At 35.8% G+C, this 20621-nt stretch carries 11 protein-coding genes and 1 other RNA gene; 8 read left to right on the top strand and 4 right to left on the bottom strand.

What is annotated here, in order from left to right; genetic code table 11:
* The 3 genes from BXY64_RS19615 to BXY64_RS19605 all read left to right on the top strand — a co-directional run.
* Window positions 1–4449 (top strand): Ig-like domain-containing protein (locus BXY64_RS19615; protein ID WP_120241653.1); only part of this gene is annotated, 4449 nt, incomplete at its 5' end.
* Window positions 4450–4459: 10 nt separating this feature from the next.
* Window positions 4460–5404, top strand: a complete 945-nt coding sequence (locus tag BXY64_RS19610) for a PorP/SprF family type IX secretion system membrane protein (protein WP_120241652.1) — start codon at window positions 4460–4462, stop codon at window positions 5402–5404.
* A 19-nt stretch (window positions 5405–5423) separates the two neighbouring features.
* A complete protein-coding gene (locus BXY64_RS19605; protein ID WP_120241651.1) occupies window positions 5424–7562 on the top strand; it encodes an OmpA family protein in 2139 nt (712 codons plus the stop codon).
* A 264-nt stretch (window positions 7563–7826) separates the two neighbouring features.
* Here BXY64_RS19605 and BXY64_RS19600 read toward each other — a convergent pair whose 3' ends face one another.
* Both BXY64_RS19600 and ssrA read right to left on the bottom strand, forming a co-directional pair.
* Entirely contained in the window at window positions 7827–9044 is a 1218-nt protein-coding gene (locus BXY64_RS19600; RefSeq protein WP_120241650.1) for a site-specific integrase, read from the bottom strand.
* A 294-nt stretch (window positions 9045–9338) separates the two neighbouring features.
* Window positions 9339–9742: a transfer-messenger RNA gene (gene ssrA / locus BXY64_RS19595) on the bottom strand.
* Between the two features lie 256 nt (window positions 9743–9998).
* Between ssrA and BXY64_RS19590 the strand changes: the two genes are divergently transcribed.
* Entirely contained in the window at window positions 9999–11231 is a 1233-nt protein-coding gene (locus BXY64_RS19590; protein WP_211334557.1) for an NAD(P)-dependent oxidoreductase, read from the top strand.
* Window positions 11232–11273: 42 nt separating this feature from the next.
* On the opposite strand, the gene rpe is transcribed toward BXY64_RS19590, so the two are convergent.
* Both rpe and BXY64_RS19580 read right to left on the bottom strand, forming a co-directional pair.
* Complete coding sequence (gene rpe, locus BXY64_RS19585; protein WP_120241649.1) at window positions 11274–11924, bottom strand: ribulose-phosphate 3-epimerase; 651 nt, start codon at window positions 11922–11924, stop codon at window positions 11274–11276.
* A gap of 116 nt (window positions 11925–12040) precedes the next feature.
* Complete coding sequence (locus BXY64_RS19580) at window positions 12041–12907, bottom strand: sigma-70 family RNA polymerase sigma factor (RefSeq protein ID WP_120241668.1); 867 nt, start codon at window positions 12905–12907, stop codon at window positions 12041–12043.
* Between the two features lie 306 nt (window positions 12908–13213).
* Here BXY64_RS19580 and rho point away from each other — a divergent pair, with 306 nt between their 5' ends.
* From rho to BXY64_RS19560, 4 genes are all read left to right on the top strand, one after another.
* The gene (gene rho, locus BXY64_RS19575; protein WP_120241648.1) at window positions 13214–14941 is read left to right on the top strand and encodes a transcription termination factor Rho; all 1728 of its coding nucleotides are present in this window, start codon (window positions 13214–13216) and stop codon (window positions 14939–14941) included.
* 216 nt (window positions 14942–15157) lie between these two features.
* On the top strand, window positions 15158–16345 hold the full coding sequence (locus BXY64_RS19570) for an ATP-binding protein (protein WP_120241647.1): 1188 nt from the start codon (window positions 15158–15160) through the stop codon (window positions 16343–16345).
* Window positions 16346–16405: 60 nt separating this feature from the next.
* The gene (gene nifJ, locus BXY64_RS19565; RefSeq protein WP_120241646.1) at window positions 16406–19960 is read left to right on the top strand and encodes a pyruvate:ferredoxin (flavodoxin) oxidoreductase; all 3555 of its coding nucleotides are present in this window, start codon (window positions 16406–16408) and stop codon (window positions 19958–19960) included.
* A 129-nt stretch (window positions 19961–20089) separates the two neighbouring features.
* Entirely contained in the window at window positions 20090–20548 is a 459-nt protein-coding gene (locus BXY64_RS19560) for a hypothetical protein (protein ID WP_120241645.1), read from the top strand.
* Window positions 20549–20621: the final 73 nt, after the last annotated feature.

Here is a 20621-nt window from a genome sequence, read left to right as displayed (position 1 = left end):
GGAGGAAGTGCAACGGCAGTTGAAGATTATACCACTTTAACAGGCAGTATTACGATTCCAGCCAATACAAGCAATGGAACCATTGATGTATCGGTAATTGATAACAACATATTGGAATCAGATGAGACGGTAATTGTTACTTTAACAAGTATTACTTCGGGTGATCCGCAAGCGATTATCGGCGCAAGTAGTTCGGCAACAGTAACGATCTCTGATGACGATAGTTCAGAGGTAAGTATAGCAGTTACAACATCAGCAAGTGAGCCTGGAACAAATGGATTGTTTACCGTAACTCTAACTAATCCTGTTGATATTGATACTGAAATTACATTTGGAGTAAGTGGAACAGCTACAGAGGGAACAGACTATTCTAACCTTGTTAAAACTCTAACTATTCCTGCAAATTCAACAGAAACAAGTATTACTATTGATGTAATAGATGATGAATTAGTTGAGACAGGTGGAGAAGAGGTTGTAGTTACATTAAGCGGAACAAATAATGCTGTAACCATATCAGCAAGTAAATCTGCTAATATGAATTTAGGAGATGATGATTCTACTGAGGTAAGTATAACTGCTACCGATGATTCTTCGCAGGAAGGTACACCTTCTGTAAATAATGCAGAATTTACGGTTTCCTTAACTAAGGCTTCAGCAATTGCGACTGTAGTAAGTTATACTGCTAGCGGAACTGCTACACAAGGTGATGACTATACGAGCTTATCTGGAACAGTTACTATTCCAGCTGGTAGCAAATCTACTACAATAGATGTTCTCGTAATTGATGATGTTTTATTTGAAGATTCGGAAACTGTAATCCTTACACTTACAGGTATAACATCGGGAGATGCAACAACTGTATTGGGAAGCCAGGTAACGGCTACAGCAACAATAATTGATAATGATATTGATTGTTCTGCTGGAGATGATCTTGAAATTTGTTCTTCGGATGCAGATGTTACTTTGAGTACAGCTACACAAAATAATGCAAGCAATTATACTTGGACAACGAATGGTTCTGGAACATTTACAGATGCTACTGTCTTAAATGCAGTATATATCCCAAGTGATGATGATAGAACTAGTGGTGAAGTTCAGCTTACTTTAAATGTTTCTGGTATTAGCGGAACTGACAGTGATGTAATGATACTTAAAATTTGGCCAAGAGTACTTCTAAATGCAGGTGACGAAACAGCTATTATCAATGAGGATGAAACTTATCAGGTAAGTGGAGCAGTAGCTGTAAATCACGCTGGAATACTTTGGACAAGTACAGGTGGAACATTTGATGATCCAACAGCTCTTAACCCAATATTTACTCCAATAACTAATGAAAATGTTGTTCTTAGAATGACTGGAACAGGATTGGGTACTGGAGCATGTTCTGATGATTTCGATGAGATTTCATTAACGATTAATGATTTCCCTACAGCAGATAATGAAAGTGTTACAGGTATAGAAGATCAGGTGCTGAACTTTATAGAGTCTGATTTCTCAGCCAATTATTTGGATGCTGAAGGTGATGCGTTTGCTGGAATAAAGATAGTAAGTATAGAATCAGTTGGTGAACTTGAATATGAAGGTACATCAGTAAATTCTGGATTAGAAATCACTAATGCTAATATCAGTAAGCTAAGTTATAAAGCACAATTAAATGAAAATGGAACGAATTATGATTCCTTTGAGTTTAAGGTGTTTGATGGAATAGCATACAGTTCGGAAACTTATACAATGAATATTACCATAACAGCTGTGAATGATGAACCATCGTTTAGCTTTATGAATCCAAAAGATATTCTGGTAAGTGAAGATATTGGTGATGTAATTATTAATGGTCAGGTTGCTACGCAATCAAGAGGACCAGCAGACGAATCAGGACAAGTCATAATATTGCATTTGTCGAATGATACACCTTCTTTATTTAGCGTTCAGCCAGCAATAGATGTTTCAGGAAACTTAACTTTCACACCAGCTGAAAATATGTTTGGAGAAGCTACTGTAAGCGTATATATCACAGATGATGGAGGTATTGCAAATGGAGGTGATGATACTTCAGATGTTCAGGAGTTTACAATTACGATTGAGGCGGTGAATGATGGTCCGGTTGCTGAAGATGATCTGTTTACAATGGATGAAGATACTCAGTTAAGTGGCAACGTTCAGATAGATAATGGAAATGGAGCAGATTCTGATCTAGATAACGCATCAGACAACTTTATTTATACTCTTGTAGATGGAGGAACAGCTGAATCTAATGGTAATTTGGTATTCAATGCCGATGGAAGCTTTACTTACGAACCAAACCCAGATTTCTTTGGTGAGGTTAGCTTTACTTATCAGCTTTGCGATAACCCAGTTACTCCACTAATTCAGAAGTGTGACCAAGCAAGCGTAACAATCACTGTTACTCAGATTAGTGATACTCCAATTGCAGTAGATGATAATCTTTGGTTGAAAGAAGATTCTTCGAAAAGTGGAAATGTATTTGACAATGATGAACGATTGGTAGATATACCGGTGATTATTTCATCAAATACCAATCCATCGCATGGAGCATTATCTATTAATGCTGATGGAACATTTACTTACACTCCTAACAAAGGGTATTTTGGGAATGATTCATTCGAATATACTTTAAGAGATATTGATGGTGATGAGTCTACAGCTACAGTTTACATTGTTGTTGATCCATTGGATTACGACCCAATAGCTAATGACGATTTTGATACGATTAATGAGGAAGAAGTGAGCACAGGTAATTTATTTGCCAACGACGAAGACTTCATTAATGATCCAGTAGTAGTAGTTTCAAATACAGACCCTTCAAATGGTACAGTGGTAGTAAATCCTGATGGAACGTACATTTATACACCAAATGTAGATTTCTATGGAACAGATACTTTCACATACACTTTGGAAGATTCTGATGGAGACAGAGATAGTGCTACAGTTACCATTACCGTAAATCCAGTTAACGATGTGCCTGTGGCAGTTGATGATACAAATACCACTACCGAGGATACTGAGATTGGAGGAAATGTATTGGCAAATGATACCAATTTAGGTGATGCTCCAGTTAGTGTTGTTGATTTTACGAATCCTAATAACGGTACTGTATTGGTAGTTGGAGATGGCAATTATACCTATTTGCCAGACGATAACTTTAATGGTGTTGATAGCTTTACTTATACCATTGAAGATGAAAATGGCGATCGATCAACAGCAATTGTTACAATTACGGTGAGTCCAATTAACGATGTTCCAGTAGCAGTTGATGATACCAATTCAGCAGATGAAAAATCTTCTGTATCGGGTAATGTTTTATCGAACGATACCGATTTAGATCTAGATGATTTAACTGTTGTTGAAATCAATGGAGAAGCTACACAAATTGGAACTGAAATAATACTAAGTGCAGGCGGAACAGTTCGTTTAAATACCAATGGAACTTATGAATTTAATCCAAATGGAGAATTTGATTATCTGCATACCGGAGAAACAACTCAAGTAACATTTACATACAGTATTACCGACGGTATTGCCAATAGTAATTCGGCAACAGTTACCATTACCATTGTTGGAATAAACGATGCACCTGTAGCAAATGATGATCTGTTAGATACATACGATAACGAGGAAATTATTATTTCCGCACTGGATAATGATGTAGATGCAGATGGGGATCAGTTATCAGTTGATATCATAGATGAACCTAAATATGGAGATGTTGTTGTGAACGCAGATGGAAGCTTATCTTATATCGCTGATTTAGGTAGCTATTGTAATACTGAGCAGTTTACATATAGAATTTGTGATCCAGCTGGATTGTGTGATGTAGCAACGGTTACTATTGAAATAGAAGCGAAGGATACCGACGAAGATAGTATTCCTGATGCGATTGAAACATTGACTTTAAATACCGACGGAGATGTTGACTTAAACTATCAGGATTTAGATAGCGATAATGATGGTATCTCTGACGAAGATGAAGCTCAAATAACAAATCCTTGTACTGACTCTCCTGTTGATACAGATGGAGACGGAACTCCGGATTATTTGGATACTGATAGTGATAACGACGGTTATCCTGATGAAGAAGAAGGTGATGGTGATTGTGATGGAGACGGAATAGCCAATTACATTGATGAGTATGATGATTGTGCTGAATATGTTTCTATTCCAGAAGGGTTTTCTCCTAATGGAGATGGCATAAATGATAAATTTGTTATTAAGGGTATAAAAGACTTCCCGAATTCGAAGTTAATAATATTTAACCGATGGGGTAATGAAATATTTAAAGCCTCTGGATATCAAAATGATTGGGATGGAAGAGCTAAAAATAGCTTGACTGTAGGAACTAAAATTGTACCTGAAGGAACATATTATTACGTTATTGACCTTGGTAATGGATCCAAAGTGATTAAAGGTTACGTTTACATCAACTACTAATTAAAACATTATGAATAGATCTAGATTTAATTCTCTAAAATACGTTGTATTATTCTTGTTGGTTTTCCCTTGCTTTAAACAGGGGAAAGCACAACAGGATCCAATGTATACTCAATACATGCATAATCCTTTAACTGTAAATCCAGCTTATGCAGGTAGTACTGATATGATGAGTGCAATGTTCTTGGCGCGTGAACAGTGGGTAGGATTTGATGGCGCTCCAAAATCGCGTACTTTAACTTTAAGTGCACCCATTACAAGGTATGATATTGGCGCTGGATTTGCTTTTATTAATGATGAATTGGGACCAGTAAAACAGAATAGTTTTTACACTGATTTTGCTTATCATTTAACTTTGGGTGAAAAAGGAAAATTGTCTTTTGGCTTGAAAGGTGGATTTGATATGATCCAAATTGATTTAATGAACCTAACCTTAGATCAACAGAACGATGGAACTTTTGCTCAGAATTTTGAGGAACAGTTCATTTTGAACTTTGGTTTGGGATTGTATTACTATACCGATCGTTTTTATTTGGGAGTGTCGATTCCAAGAATGTTGAAGAATAATTACGACAATGATGGAATCAACACAACCAGTTTGGGATATAAGGAACGTCACTATTTTGTGACAACAGGAGCTTTATTCGATTTAAATGACTATATCAAATTAAAGCCGTCAATCTTGTCTAAAATAGTTTGGAATGCTCCGGTATCAATTGATTTGTCAGTAAATTTCATACTTTACGATCAGTTGTGGCTTGGAACATCATACCGCATTGATGATTCAATGAGTTTTTTAATTCACTACCAGTTGTCAGATCAATTGCGTGTTGGTTATGCATTCGACCTAACCGAATCAGAAATGAGAAGATATAATAATGGAACGCATGAGATTATGGTAGCATTCGATTTCCAGTTCAACAAGAAAAAAATCATGACACCTAGATATTTTTAACCTAATACTGAATTGAAAGATGAAGAAACTTACATTAACACTCAGTCTTGTTTTCTCACTGATTTGTGTTCAGTTGCAGGCACAATTATTATCGAAAGCTGACAAATATTTTAATTCATTTGCCTATGGTGATGCGGTAGACCTATATGAAATACTTTGGAAGAAGGACAGTTTAAATCGATATATTACCAGGCAATTGGCTGTTTCTTACCGGATGATGAACAATACGGTTAAGATGGAAAAGTATTATTCCAAATTGGTTAACCTTACGGATAACGAATCGGAAGATTATTATCATTATTCCAAGGCGCTTCAAAGCAATGAAAAATACGATAAGGCAAAGATATACATGGACAAGTATTTGGCTTTTGAAAATGCAAAGCCAAGAAGCAAAATAGATCCTCGTTTTCTAATGTCTTTAAGAGATGATTCCACACGTTATCAAATAGCGCCAGTTTTGATTAATTCTGAAGCTTCAGAGTTTGGTCCTGCCTTTTACAAGGACCAGCTTGTGTTTTCATCAGCGAAAGCAATGCCTAAACTGATCAAAAGAAATCACCGCTGGAACGATCAAAATTACTTGAGGCTATATGTTGCCAATATCAATCAAGAAGATCAATTGCTGGATGTGAAGTTGCTTTCTAGCAGGCTAGCTACGAATTATCACGATGGTCCTGTATGTTTTAACAAAGCAGGTGATGAAATGTTTCTAACAAGGAACTACGTATCAGACAGCAAACGAGCTCAAAAAGATGATTCTGGAGTAGTTAGCATTAAGCTTTATCATTGTAAGAAAGAAGGGGAGCATTGGTCTAGCCCAAAACTTTTGCCTTTTAACATGGATAGATATTCTACTGGTCATCCGAGTCTTTCGGCTGATGGGAAACGCTTGTATTTTATTTCCGATCGACCAGGTGGATTTGGAGGAACAGATATCTATTATGCAGAACGAAATGGTGAAAGTTGGAACGAACCAGTCAATCTAGGCAATACAATTAACACACCAGAAAATGAAATGTCACCCTTTATTGCAAACAACAATAGCTTTTATTTTGCATCCAAAGGACATGCCGGTCTTGGAGGTTTGGATATTTTCTGGATAAAAGACCTTGATTCTGATACTCTAATTAACATGGGATACCCAATAAATACAGCTAAGGATGATTTTTCCTTCGTTTTAAAAAATGGTAATGGCTATTTGGCTTCGAATAGAGTAAAAGGTGAATCGTACGATGATATTTATAAGTTTAAAATTGTAAGAAGATTGATTAAAGGGAAAGTTTATCATGATGAAACTCATGAAATTCTGCCTAATAGTATGGTAAAATTAATTGATGAGAACGGTAAAGCAATTCAAGAAGTTTATACGGGAGCAGATGGAGTATTTAAATTCTTAGTAGATGCTGTACAGAATTTTAAACTTACGTCTGAAAAGTTGATGTATAATATTGGAACGGGCTTAGTAGGCAGAGGTGAATTGGAGGATCAGATTGAAGTGCATTGCGATTTGTATCAATCCAGAGATAACAGCCTTGAATTAGCAGGAGTTGTACTGTATTGCGGAGATCGTTCACCGGTTTCACATTTGGATATCAGATTGGTAAATATGAACACTGGAGACATAGTTGATCTTGTAACTGGTGACAAGGGAAATATAAATAGTCCAATTGATCGAAATACTGAATACACAATAGAGTATCACAAAGAAGGAGTTTTTGCTGAACCAGGAAGTTTTAGCACTTCTAATATTGAAGGCAACAAATTACATATCGAAAAATTGGTGGATAAAGTAGAGGTAGGAAAAGTGTTTGTGCTTGAGAATATTTTCTATGATTTGGACAAATCTGAGATTAGACCAGATGCTGCTTTGGAACTTGACAAGTTGGTTATGGTAATGAATGACAATCCAAGTTTGAAAATTGAGTTGAGTTCCCATACTGATTCAAGAGGTAGTGATGCGTATAATATGGCTTTATCAGAAAGACGAGCCAAATCTGCCGTGAAATACATCATTGAAAATGGAATTGCAAAAGATAGAATTGTGGCCAAGGGTTATGGTGAAACAAAATTGATTAATCATTGCTACAATGGTGTAGAATGTAGTAAGGCAGAGCATCAGGCTAATCGCAGAACCGAGGTGAAAGTACTGGAATTATAGGCTGTATACATACAATTACAATATTATCGACCATTATTTTTACCATTCCAAGAATTGTGTCATTTTTAATTTCAGGAAAAAATAAAGTGTTCTGGTTCTTAATGGTAGCAGGAACCATAGGGTGATTTATTTGCCTTTTTTGTGGAGATGATAGGAAATAAATTATTACAAAATAAATTTAAGTAATGTATTGTTGAAAAATTTATAAGAGGATAGAAAGTATTGATTGGAGGTTGGTGTTAGAAAAAAAGATTTAAAAAACGATTATTTCAACATCTTTTTAAGTTTATTCATATCCTTGCTCACTTTTTCATTAATCACTTTAGAATAAATTTGAGTAGTTCGAATACTTTTATGTCCAAGCATTGAACTAATAGATTCAATAGGTACTCCATTGGCTAATGTTACTGTAGTAGCAAAAGTATGTCGAGCAATATGGAAAGTTATATTTTTATCGATTGATGTCAGGTCAGCTAATTCTTTTAAATAGGCATTTAATTTTTGATTGCTAAAGTTTGGAAAAATATGGTCTTCGGTTTTCTTTCCTGGAAAATCTTCATATTTCTTCACAAGTTCAGCAGCTTTAGGAAGCAGAGGAAGATTTGATGGAGTTTTTGTTTTTTCTCGTTCCATAATGATCCATTGATATCCGTCTATACCAATACGGATGTTATCAGTGGTAAGGTTGGAAATATCAATATAGGCAAGGCCGGAGTAACATGCAAATACAAACATATCACGAACCATATCCAAACGTTTAATCTTTATTTTAAGATTTTCCAATCTTTGTAATTCCTCTTTGGTTATAAATTCTCGTTTTACTTCAACTAGTTTTGCTTGATATTTAGCAAAAGGATCTTTATCAAGCCACTCATTTTTAACAGCTAGATTTATCACCTTTCTAAAGTTTTTAATATATTTCAAAGAGCTGTTGTGATTACATTTTCGTACAGTTTTAAAATAATGCTCCAAGTCTGTAATAAAGGAATATTTAATTTGACGTAAAGGAATATCATTTATTTTATATTGATGCTTTATGAAATTTCTAATATGATCTAGGGTTGTATCATATCTTTTAGCAGTAGCTTTTGCATATGTTATTCCAATAAGAGCATGCATTTGTTTGTTGTGGTATTCGAAAACTTGAAGAAGACTTCTTTGTTCTTCATCTTTTCCTAGAAATCTTAATTTTAATTTTTTTGCGGTTACAAGTTCACCGTTTTTAATCATTTCGGTATGATGATCAAAAATGTTGTTTTTTAATACATCGAGAAATTTATTTAACTGAACGCCTCCTTTTTTTCTAGCATTAGCTTTTCCTGCTTTATTATCCCAATCTTCTGATGAAATTGATCTCCCAGTAGATATTTCAACGCGTTCATTTTCTACAGAAATGCGAATGTAGATTGGACTTTCAAGGTTTGTCTTGGATTTGCTTTTTCGTATTACAAAGCTGATGTTTATTGGGATGAAGGTGTTCATGTACTTCCATTTAAAATTGTTCCATAATTTAAAGAAGAAAAATAAGAGATTTACTCACTCAAATTACGAAAAAATCATATGAATGTCAATTGAAAATAATGAGGTTGATTTCTTTTAATGCGCTCGTATACAGTTTATTGTGGAGTTTCTGGTGAGTGGGTTTAGAAAATGAAGTTACTCACCAGAAAGTTCACTTATCTATTGCTTTTTATTGAGTTTAAATGATATAGGAGGAAATAAAAAAGACTGTAAATCAGTGGATTTAGAGTCTTTTAGTTCTATTTAACCTCAAAAGTGTGGAGCTGCAGGGAATCGAACCCTGGTCCAAACATGCGACCAATAGGCTTTCTACATGCTTAGTGATTTATTGATTTTCGACTAAGGATAGGGAAAGCACACCCGAGACCTTAGCTTATCTTCTATATTTCGCCAATAACCCGAAGTAAATTATCAACTAACCCTGAATTGTCAGCATCCCATATACTTACCGGAACAAGGTGGAACCATAAGCGGGATGTCTCGTCGCAGCAACCTTGTGCCGCAATAAAGCTTTAATCTACTATGATTCGATTAAGCAGCAAGAGCGTAATTATTTTCGCCAATTAAAAAGTGTGAGATCCGATATTTACGAGCTGGAATCACAACGCTCGACATGCTTACATATCAATTCTACATGCTGTCAAAACCACGTCAGCCCCTAGAATTCATGCAAAATTAGTAAAAAACATTTAGCTGTTAAACTTATTGGATCAGAAATAGCTGCTTTAATATCTTTTTTATCCTAACATTTTTGTATCAGATTAAAAATCAGTAATTGAATAGTGTGTTAAAATTTTAATGAAAATTCTGAAATCTGTTAAATGTTTATTAAATTTAAATAAGTATAGTGTTTTTTGATAGTAGTTTATATTGAATTATCAGGAACACCTTTGGCTCACCTCTAAAATATTAATTATGAAGAATCGCATTCGAGTAGGAGTACTTCGAGAAACAAAAAATCCACCAGATAAGAGAGTGGCTATTCCACCTGTAACAGGTTTAAAAATATTAGAAAAATATCCTGATGTAAGCATTTTTATTCAGCCTAGTGACATAAGATGTTTTACCGACTCAGAGTATCGTGATCAAGGCTATTTTTTGACTGAAGACCTTAGAGAGTGCGATATTTTGATAGGAGTAAAGGAAGTGAATATTCCCACTTTAATTCCCAATAAAACCTATCTATTTTTTTCGCATACAGCAAAACAGCAAGCTCATAATCGGGAATTGCTCCAACAAGTAATTAAAAGAAACATTACATTGATCGATTATGAATATTTAACCAATTTATCTGGGCAGAGACTTGTTGCATTTGGACATTGGGCAGGAGTGGTTGGTGCTTACAAGGCTTTGCGAGCCAGGGGAATGAGAACGGATTTCTTCGATTTGCCTCCTGCAAGAACATGTTTGGATATGAACGAAATGTACAGGCATTTAAAAAAGATTACTCTTAAACCAATTAAAATTCTGATAACAGGTGGAGGAAGAGTTGCAATGGGGGCCATGCAAACCATTCGAGTTTTAAATTTGAAGGAAGTTGATCCTGAAGAGTTTTTAACTACAGAATATGATGAGCCTGTAGTGTGCAGAATAGATCCCGATAAATACGTTGAAAGAATTGATGGTTCGGATTTTGATTTAATGCATTTTTACGATCATCCTGAGATGTACCAATCAACATTTAAGAAATTTTCAAAAGTTACCGATTTATATATAGCATGTCATTATTGGGATCCGAAAGCGCCAAGGTTTCTAACTCCTGAGGATTACAAAGAGGATGATTTTAGAATTTCGGTAGTTGCAGATGTTAGTTGTGATATTGATGGACCATTGCCATCGACTTTGAGACCTTCTACTATTGCTTCCTCTTTTTATGGATATGATAGGTTTAGTGAAGAAGAGGCCATTCCATTTGTTGACAAACGTAATGTTACGGTTATGGCTGTAGATAATTTACCAGGTGAACTGCCTCGTGATTCATCGATAGATTTTGGAGAAGCTTTGGCTGATAATGTTTACGAAGCTTTGTTTGGTGATGACCCGGAAGGAATTTTAGAACGAGCTACCATAGCTAAAGAAGGAAAACTTACAAAGCATTTTGCTTATTTGCAGGATTACCTGGAAGGCAAAGATGCCGTAACTGTATAAAACAAAAAGACCAAATGGAATTTCATTTGGTCTTTTTTATTATTATAAATTTTTCAAATTTGATATGGTATGTGTTGGATCATTAGCTCCAAAAACAAAACTACCTGCAACAAGTGCATTGGCTCCTGCTTCAAGCAATTTCTTTCCGGTCTCTAAATTAACACCACCGTCAACTTCAATTATTGTATTGGCATTTTTTTCAGCAATCATATTTTTTAATTGCTTTACTTTTTTATAAGTGTTTTCAATAAAGCTTTGTCCTCCAAATCCAGGATTTACACTCATTAATAGTACCAAATCCAGGTCTTGAATAATATCTTCAAGAACAGATACAGGAGTGTGTGGGTTTAAAGAAACTCCAGCTTTCATTCCATGTTGCTTGATGTTTTGTACAGTGCGGTGTAGGTGAGTACATGCTTCGTAGTGTACAGTTAGATAATCAGCTCCAGCTTTTTGAAAAGCCTCAACATATCTATCCGGATCAATAATCATTAAATGAACATCCAATGGCTTTTCAGCAATTTTATTGATTTGTTGTACTACTGGCAGTCCGTATGAGATATTAGGAACAAAAACACCATCCATAATATCCAGGTGAAACCAATCGGCTTCGCTTTTATTAACCATCTCAATGTCAGCTTTCAGATTGGTGAAATCTGCCGATAATAAGGATGGTGAAATAATTGTTTGCATCTGATTGTTTAATATTAGTATTTTAATTTGGCGCAAAGATATAATTAAAAAAGGATAAGAAAGAAATGCTGAAATTTTTCCCTTATCCTTTAAATATCATTCAATCATGTAAGTATTTATTCTCCTAAATAAGTTTTTAAGATTTTGCTTCTAAAAGTTGACTTCATTCGTTTAATGGCTTTTTCTTTAATCTGGCGAACTCTTTCCCGAGTTAATCCAAATTCCTTTCCAATTTCTTCCAATGAGTATGGTGGTTTTCCGTTTAAACCAAAATACAAACGAATGATGGCGGCTTCTCGTTTTGATAGTGTAGATAAAGATCGCTCTATTTCTTTTCTAAGCGAATCTCGAATTAACGCCTTATCTGGACTAATTTCATCATTGCTTAATAAGATGTCGTAAAGCGTATTTTCCTCTTCTGGATTAATTGGTGCATCCATAGATACATGGCGACCAGATGCCTTTAATGCTTCCTTTACATCCTTTGGGCTCATTTCTAAAATATTGGCAATTTCTTCAGCTGAGGGTTCTCGCTGATACTCTTGCTCTAACTGAGAGAAAGTTTTGTTGATTTTGTTGATGGAACCAATTTTATTTAGTGGTAAACGAACGATTCTTGCTTGTTCAGCCAAGGCTTGTAAAATTGATTGACGAATCCACCAAACTGCGTAAGAAATAAATTTAAATCCTCTTGTTTCATCAAACCTTTGGGCAGCCTTAATTAAGCCTAAATTTCCTTCATTAATTAAATCAGGCAAGCTAAGGCCTTGGTTTTGATATTGCTTTGATACAGATACAACAAAACGCAGATTACACTTAATAAGCCGATCCAGAGCTTTTTTGTCTCCCTTTTTTATCTTTCTGGCAAGTTGAACCTCTTCCTCTGCCGAAATTAGGTCGACTTTCCCAATTTCATGCAGATACTTGTCCAGGGAAGGAGTTTCTCTGTTTGTTACTTGTTTGGTAATTTTTAGCTGTCTCATAGTGGAATTTTGGTATAAAATGATGAAGCCTAACTCCGTCATTAATATTTAAATATAGCAAAATGATTTAAAAAAAGAAATCCGTGAGAACTTATTTAAGGTGTCAGATTGATCCTGAAAATCATCATAATTTCCATTTTCAGGATTATTCTGCAATTATTTTTTGCGAATTATAAGTAATTGCGTAATATTGCATTTGAATTCCGATTGATTCTTCTCATTTAGAGGTCGAAAGATCAGGTTCCGTATTGATTCAAATACAATTCTATCTAAAAACATTACCCAAAAAATATTAATAAATTATATATGTACGATATTCTTGAATTAAACAAGAAGCTTGTGCCTGAGTTGCGAGAAATCGCTAAAGAACTTAAAATCAAGAAAATTGAATCTTTTAAAAAACAAGATTTAATTTATAAGATTCTTGATCAGCAGGCGATTGTAGCTTCTGAAATGAAATCTTCTGAGAAAAAGACTCCTCGTAAGAGAGTTAAAAAATCAGAAGGAGAGACAAAGACTGAGGATGATCAGCCTAAAATTAAGCTACGCAGAAGAAGAAAGACAGAGCAGCCAGTTAAAGAGGTTGTGAAAGAGGCAGCATCTCAAATTCAGCCTGAAGAAAAGAAAGCTGAGGAAGCTCCTGCGAAACCAAAGCGCACTAGAAAGGTAGTTGAGAAAAAAACAGAACCAGTAAAGGTTGAAGCTGAAAATAAAGAAGAGGTTAAAACTCAGAAAGAAGAGACTCCTGTTGCCAAAGAAGAAAAGCCAAAACTAGAAAAGCAGGAAAGAGGCGAGAAAGCTGAGAAACCTGAAAGGCAAGAAAGAACTGACAGAAACGATAGACAGGATCGTCAGGATAAAAATCAGCACAGAAAAAGATTCGAAAAAAGAGAGAAAGAAAAGCTTTTCGAATTTGATGGAATTATTAATAGTTCTGGTGTCTTGGAAATAATGCCTGATGGTTATGGTTTCCTTCGTTCATCAGATTATAACTATTTAAATTCTCCGGATGATATTTATGTATCTCAGTCTCAGATTAAACTATTTGGTTTAAAAACTGGTGATACAGTTAATGGATCTATCCGTCCTCCAAAAGAGGGTGAAAAATATTTTCCTTTAATTAAGGTTGAAAAGATTAATGGTCGTTTGCCAGAGGTGATTCGTGACCGTGTACCTTTCGATCATTTGACACCACTTTTTCCAGATGAAAAATTTAACCTGACTAGTGGTTCTTCAAACTCATTATCTACTCGTGTAGTTGATATGTTTGCACCTATCGGTAAGGGACAAAGAGGTTTGATTGTTGCGCAACCGAAAACAGGTAAAACTGTTTTGTTGAAAGAAGTTGCAAATGCAATTGCTGCCAATAATCCAGAAGCTTATATGATTATTCTTCTGATTGACGAACGTCCGGAAGAGGTAACTGATATGGCAAGAAGTGTAAATGCAGAAGTAATTTCATCTACTTTTGATGAGCCGGCAGAACGTCATGTAAGAGTTGCTAATATTGTGCTTGAAAAAGCAAAACGTATGGTTGAGTGTGGACACGATGTAGTAATCTTGCTTGATTCAATTACTCGTTTGGCCCGTGCTTACAATACAGTTTCTCCAGCATCAGGTAAAGTCCTTTCTGGTGGTGTTGATGCAAATGCTCTTCACAAGCCAAAACGTTTCTTTGGTGCTGCTCGTAATATCGAAAATGGAGGATCGCTTACTATTTTGGCAACTGCATTAACAGAAACGGGTTCTAAAATGGACGAAGTAATTTTCGAAGAATTTAAAGGAACTGGTAATATGGAACTTCAGTTGGATCGTAAATTATCTAACAAGCGTATTTACCCTGCTGTTGACATTACAGCTTCTAGTACACGTCGAGAAGATCTTCTATTGGACGAAGGCCAGTTGAATCGCATTTGGGTACTTCGTAACTTCTTAACCGATATGAATTCTGTAGAAGCTATGCAGTTTATTAGCGATAGAATGAGAAAAACTCGTTCGAATGAGGAGTTCTTGATTTCGATGAACGACAAATAAGTCAAATACAATATGATATAGAAGAGGCCGTAATTTTACGGCCTCTTTTTTTTATAATACTTTTTTATGGAATGATCAGTTATAGCAAGGGAAAGCTGTTGTGCGACATGTTATTTTAAATAAGTATAAATAGCAAAAAATAGGTGCTTTTGTAATCTCGAGATTACAAAATTAAGCTTTAATTCTATAAATTTGCCATGTAAATTTCGAAGAAGTATGAACACCTTACTACAGACACATAATAGTTTGTTGAAAAACAAAAAGAGTAATATTCGTCGACAATTGGCTGATCAAATTGATTGGTCGCAACGATTAATTGCTATTAAAGGTGCCAGAGGTGTAGGTAAAACTACCTTCCTGTTAGACTATGTTCGAGAAAATTGTGCAAACGATAAATCATGTCTTTATATAAACATGAACAACCTGTTCTTTACCGAAAGAGGACTGGTTTCGTTTGTTGATGAATTCTATAAAAAAGGTGGCAAGTTGTTATTGTTAGATCAGATTCATAAATATCCTGATTGGGCAAAAGATTTAAAAACTTGCTATGAGCAATGTGGTGACTTAAAAATTATATTTACGGCTTCTTCTATTTTAAGAGTAAAAACAAACGAGGAACTTAAAGATATTGTGAATGTATATTACCTTAATGGATTATCATTCCGAGAATTTTTAAATCACGAAACTGGAAACAAATTTAAGAGCTATTCTTTAGAAGATATTATCGAAAATCACGAGGAGATTGTCGATGAAATTCTTGAGAAAGTAAGACCTCTGGCTTATTTTAATGATTATTTACGTTACGGATATTATCCCTGTTATCAGGAAGAGAGAAGTTTCATTGATAATTTGTTGAAAATTATCAATCTGATGTTGGAGTTTGATATTACGTATTTGAACCAAATAGAATTAAAATATCTGCCAAAGCTAAAGAAGCTACTTTATATCATTTCGAGCAATGTGCCATTTCAGCCAAATGTTAGCAAGTTGGCAAACGATGTGGAAACTTCAAGAGCTACGATTATGAATTACTTGCGATATTTGAAAAATGCAAGATTAATTCGTTTGCTTAACTCGAAGGATAGCTATAAAGATTCATCTAAGAAGCCCAACAAGGTATATTTACACAATACCAATTTACTGTATGCCATATCTCCTGAGAATATCGATCAGGATAACTTGCGTGAAACCTTTTTTTACAATCAGGTAGCACCAACAAGGCTTTTTACAAGTACGGATATGGGACACTTTTTGGTGAATGATAAATACAATTTTAAAATTACAGGCAATTTGAATTTGTCTGATTCTAATATTAGAACAGAAGACTTATTTGAGGCCGCCGACATGATCGAACGTGGTGAAGGAAATAAAATTCCTTTATGGTTGTTCGGTTTTTTATATTAGAGAATTAAATAACAGAAATAAATTAAACTACCATTAATTAAAATTAATTGGAGGAGTAAAATGGCAAGAGAAAAAAAATTCATTACCTGCGATGGTAATGCTGCTGCCGCTCACGTAGCATATATGTTTAGTGAGGTATCTTGTATTTACCCAATCACACCTTCTTCGCCTATGGCTGAGAATGTTGATGAGTGGGCTGCACAAGGTCGAAAAAACATTTTTGGCGAAACTGTTCGTCTAGTTGAAATGCAATCAGAAGCTGGTGCTGCAGGTGCAGTTCACGGTTCTTTACAAGCTGGTGCTTTAACAACTACTTATACTGCATCTCAGGGATTATTGTTGATGATTCCTAATATGTATAAGATCTCTGGTGAGTTATTACCATGTGTATTCCACGTAAGTGCACGTGCATTGGCTGCTCAGGCACTTTCTATTTTTGGTGATCATTCAGATGTTTATTCTGCAAGACAAACTGGTTTTGCTATGTTGGCATCAGGATCTGTACAGGAAGTTATGGATCTTTCTGCAGTTGCTCACCTTACTGCAATTAAGTCTCGCGTTCCTTTCATCAACTTCTTCGATGGATTCCGTACTTCTCACGAAATTCAAAAAGTTGAAGCTGTTGACGCTGACGATATGAAAGAATTGGTAGATATGGAAGCTCTTCAAGAGTTCCGTAACCGTGCTTTGAATCCAGAATCTCCTGTAACTAGAGGTACTGCTCAAAACCCAGATATCTACTTCCAGTCTCGTGAGGCTGCAAACCCATTCTACGAAAAAGTACCTGAAATCGTAGAAGGTTATATGAACGAAATTACCAAGTTAACTGGTAGAGAATACAAGCCATTCGTTTACTATGGTGCTGAAGATGCAGAAAACATCATCATCGCTATGGGATCTGTAACAGAAACTATCAAAGAGGTTATTGATTACAAGATTGCAAATGGTGAAAAAGTTGGTATGGTTGGTGTACACCTATATCGTCCATTCTCAGCTAAGCATTTCTTAAGCGTTGTTCCTGAATCTGTGAAGAGAATTTGTGTTCTTGACAGAACTAAGGAGCCAGGTGCTAATGGAGATCCAATGTATCTTGATGTAAGAGAAGTATTCTACGGAAAAGAAAACGCTCCTATCGTAGTTGGTGGTCGTTACGGATTAGGTTCTAAAGATGTTACTCCATCTCAAATTATTGCTGTTTACAAAAACTTAGCAATGAACGAACCTAAAAACCAATTCACTTTAGGTATTGTAGATGATGTTACATTCAAATCTCTTCCTTTGGAAGCTGAGTTGAAAGTAAACTCTGAAAAATTATATGAAGCTAAATTTTATGGTTTAGGTTCTGATGGTACTGTAGGTGCTAACAAAAACTCAATCAAGATTATTGGTAGTGCAACTGATAAGTATTGTCAAGCTTATTTTGCTTACGATTCTAAAAAATCAGGTGGTTTTACTGCTTCTCACCTTCGTTTTGGTGATGATCCAATCCGTTCTACTTACCTTGTGACTACTCCTGACTTTGTAGCATGTCACGTTCCTGCATACGTATACTTATACGATGTATTGAAAGGATTGAAAAAAGGTGGTTCATTCTTGTTGAACTCTATCTACGATGTAGAGGAAACTAAGAAGCACTTACCTGATCACATGAAGAAGTACATTGCTGAAAATGATATTAAATTCTATATCATCAATGGTACTAAATTAGGTGAAGAGTTAGGTCTTGGTACAAGAACCAACACTATCATGCAGGCTGCATTCTTCAAAATTACTGGCGTAATTCCATTCGAATTGGCAGTAGAAGAAATGAAGAAAGCAATTGTGAAGTCATATGGTAACAAAGGTGAAAAAGTTGTTAACATGAACTTCTCAGCTGTTGATGCTGGTGGTGAAAATGTAATTGAAGTTGAAGTTCCTGCTGAATGGAAAAACATCGAAGCAGAAGGATTCAAGACAGACTCAACTGGTCGTCCTGAGTTCGTAGCTAATGTTTGTGATCCTATGAACGCTCAAACTGGTGATGATCTTCCAGTTTCTGCATTCCAGGGTAGAGAAGATGGTACTTTCCCAGCTGGTACAACTAAATATGAAAAGCGTGGTATCGCAGTTAGCGTTCCTGAATGGAAAGAAGAAACTTGTATTCAGTGTAACCAGTGTGCTTACGTTTGTCCTCATGCTGCTATTCGTCCATTCTTGTTAACAGAAGAAGAAGTTGCTGCTGCTCCTGCTGGAACTGCTGTTAAGCCAGCTACTGGTAAAGATCTTAAAGGATTAAGCTTCCGTATTCAGGTTGCTCCTCTGGATTGTACAGGTTGTGGTAACTGTGTTGACGTTTGTCCAGCTCCTAAAGCTAAGGCTCTTGAAATGAAGCACCTTGAAACTCAGGATGCTGAGAAAGAAAGATGGCACTACATGGATAAGCAAGTAGGTTACAAAGAGCTTCTTCCTAAAAACAACGTGAAAAACTCACAGTTCGCTCAGCCATTATTCGAGTTCTCTGGAGCTTGTGCTGGTTGTGGTGAAACTCCATACATCAAATTAATCACTCAATTGTACGGTGAGAGAATGATTGTGGCTAATGCTACAGGTTGTTCTTCTATCTACGGTGGTTCTGCTCCATCTACTCCATACTGTAAGAACGATAAGAGCGGTAAAGGTCCAGCTTGGGCTAACTCTCTATTCGAAGATAACGCTGAGTATGGTTACGGTATGGCAGAAGGTGTTAACAAAATGCGTGCTCGTATTGCTCAGCGCATGGAAGAGAACATGGATGCTGTTAACGATGCAACTAAAGCTGCATTTGCTGAGTGGTTAGAAGGAAAAGATAATGCTGATGCTTCAGAAGTTGCTTCTCCAAAAGTTGAAGCTGCTTTAGCTAACGAAACTCACGAAGTTGCTAAGGAAATCTTGAACTTGAAGCAATACTTAGTGAAGAAGTCTATCTGGATCTTCGGTGGTGACGGTTGGGCTTATGATATAGGTTTCGGTGGTTTGGATCACGTATTGGCTTCTGGTGAAGATGTAAATGTATTGGTAATGGATACTGAGATTTACTCTAACACTGGTGGACAGGCTTCTAAATCAACTCCTGTTGGTGCTGTAGCTAAATTTGCTGCTGCTGGTAAGCGTATCAGAAAGAAAGACCTTGGTATGATTGCAATGTCTTACGGATATGTTTATGTAGCTCAGGTTGCAATGGGTGCAAACCAGGCTCAATACTACAAAGCATTGAAAGAAGCTGAAGCTTATCCAGGACCATCATTGATCATCGCTTATTCTCCTTGTATTTCTCACGGATTGAAAGCATCTATGGGTAAATCACAAGCTGAAGAGAAAAAAGCTGTTGAAGCTGGATACTGGCACTTGTATCGTAACAACCCTATGTTGGAAGCAGAAGGTAAGAACCCATTCGTTCTTGATTCAAAAGAACCTAAGTGGGAAAACTTCCAGGATTTCTTATTAGGTGAGGTACGTTATACTTCTCTACAGAAATCATTCCCAGAAGAAGCTAAGGAATTATTCGTAGCTGCTGAAGAGAATGCGAAGTGGAGATATAAAGCTTACAAGCGTCAAGCTTCATTAGATTATTCTGAAGAAGAAAAAGAACTTGCATAAGTTTTTAATCTAATTATATAGAAAGAGGCTCTTTTTAGGGCCTCTTTTTTCGTTTAATCTGTCGTGCAAATGACAGTTTAAAAAAACGGATTGTCGTAACTTTTTTCTTGACATTAATTTAGGAGTGTTATGAAAAAGTTGCGATATATTTTATTTGGGTTTATTCTGCTAATGATATATTCATGCGGTGGCAGTAGTGATGATGGAGGAATGATGCCAAATCCGGATCCTGATCCAGATCCAATGATAGATTTTACGGTAAGAACCGTTACCAAAACTTCAAGTCATCCATGGTTTGAAGAGGGAAGCTTAATTGGATATACTATTAATGGTACTGAAGGAAGTCAATTGAATTTGACTCGTGGTACTAAATACGTTTTTGATATCAATACGCCCACTCACCCTTTTTATATTAGTATAGATGATACAGGAGTAGGAGCAGGAGAAGTAAGCAATGGTGTAACAGGAAGCAAAACCCAAACCGGGACATTGAGTTTTACACCAAATTCAAATCATCCTGATACTTTGTACTATCAATGTTCTGCACATCCAAAAATGGGATACATGATTATACTCAGTGACTCGTAGGCCAAAGATATGTGATAATTGTTATGATTTTAGAGATCCTAAAGCATAGCTCCGGATCGGAAAGGCAGAATGG

Origin of the sequence: Marinifilum flexuosum, assembly GCF_003610555.1 — a bacterium.
GTDB classification, from domain to species: Bacteria; Bacteroidota; Bacteroidia; order Bacteroidales; family Marinifilaceae; genus Marinifilum; species Marinifilum flexuosum.
This window is presented reverse-complemented; position numbering and strand designations above follow the sequence as displayed.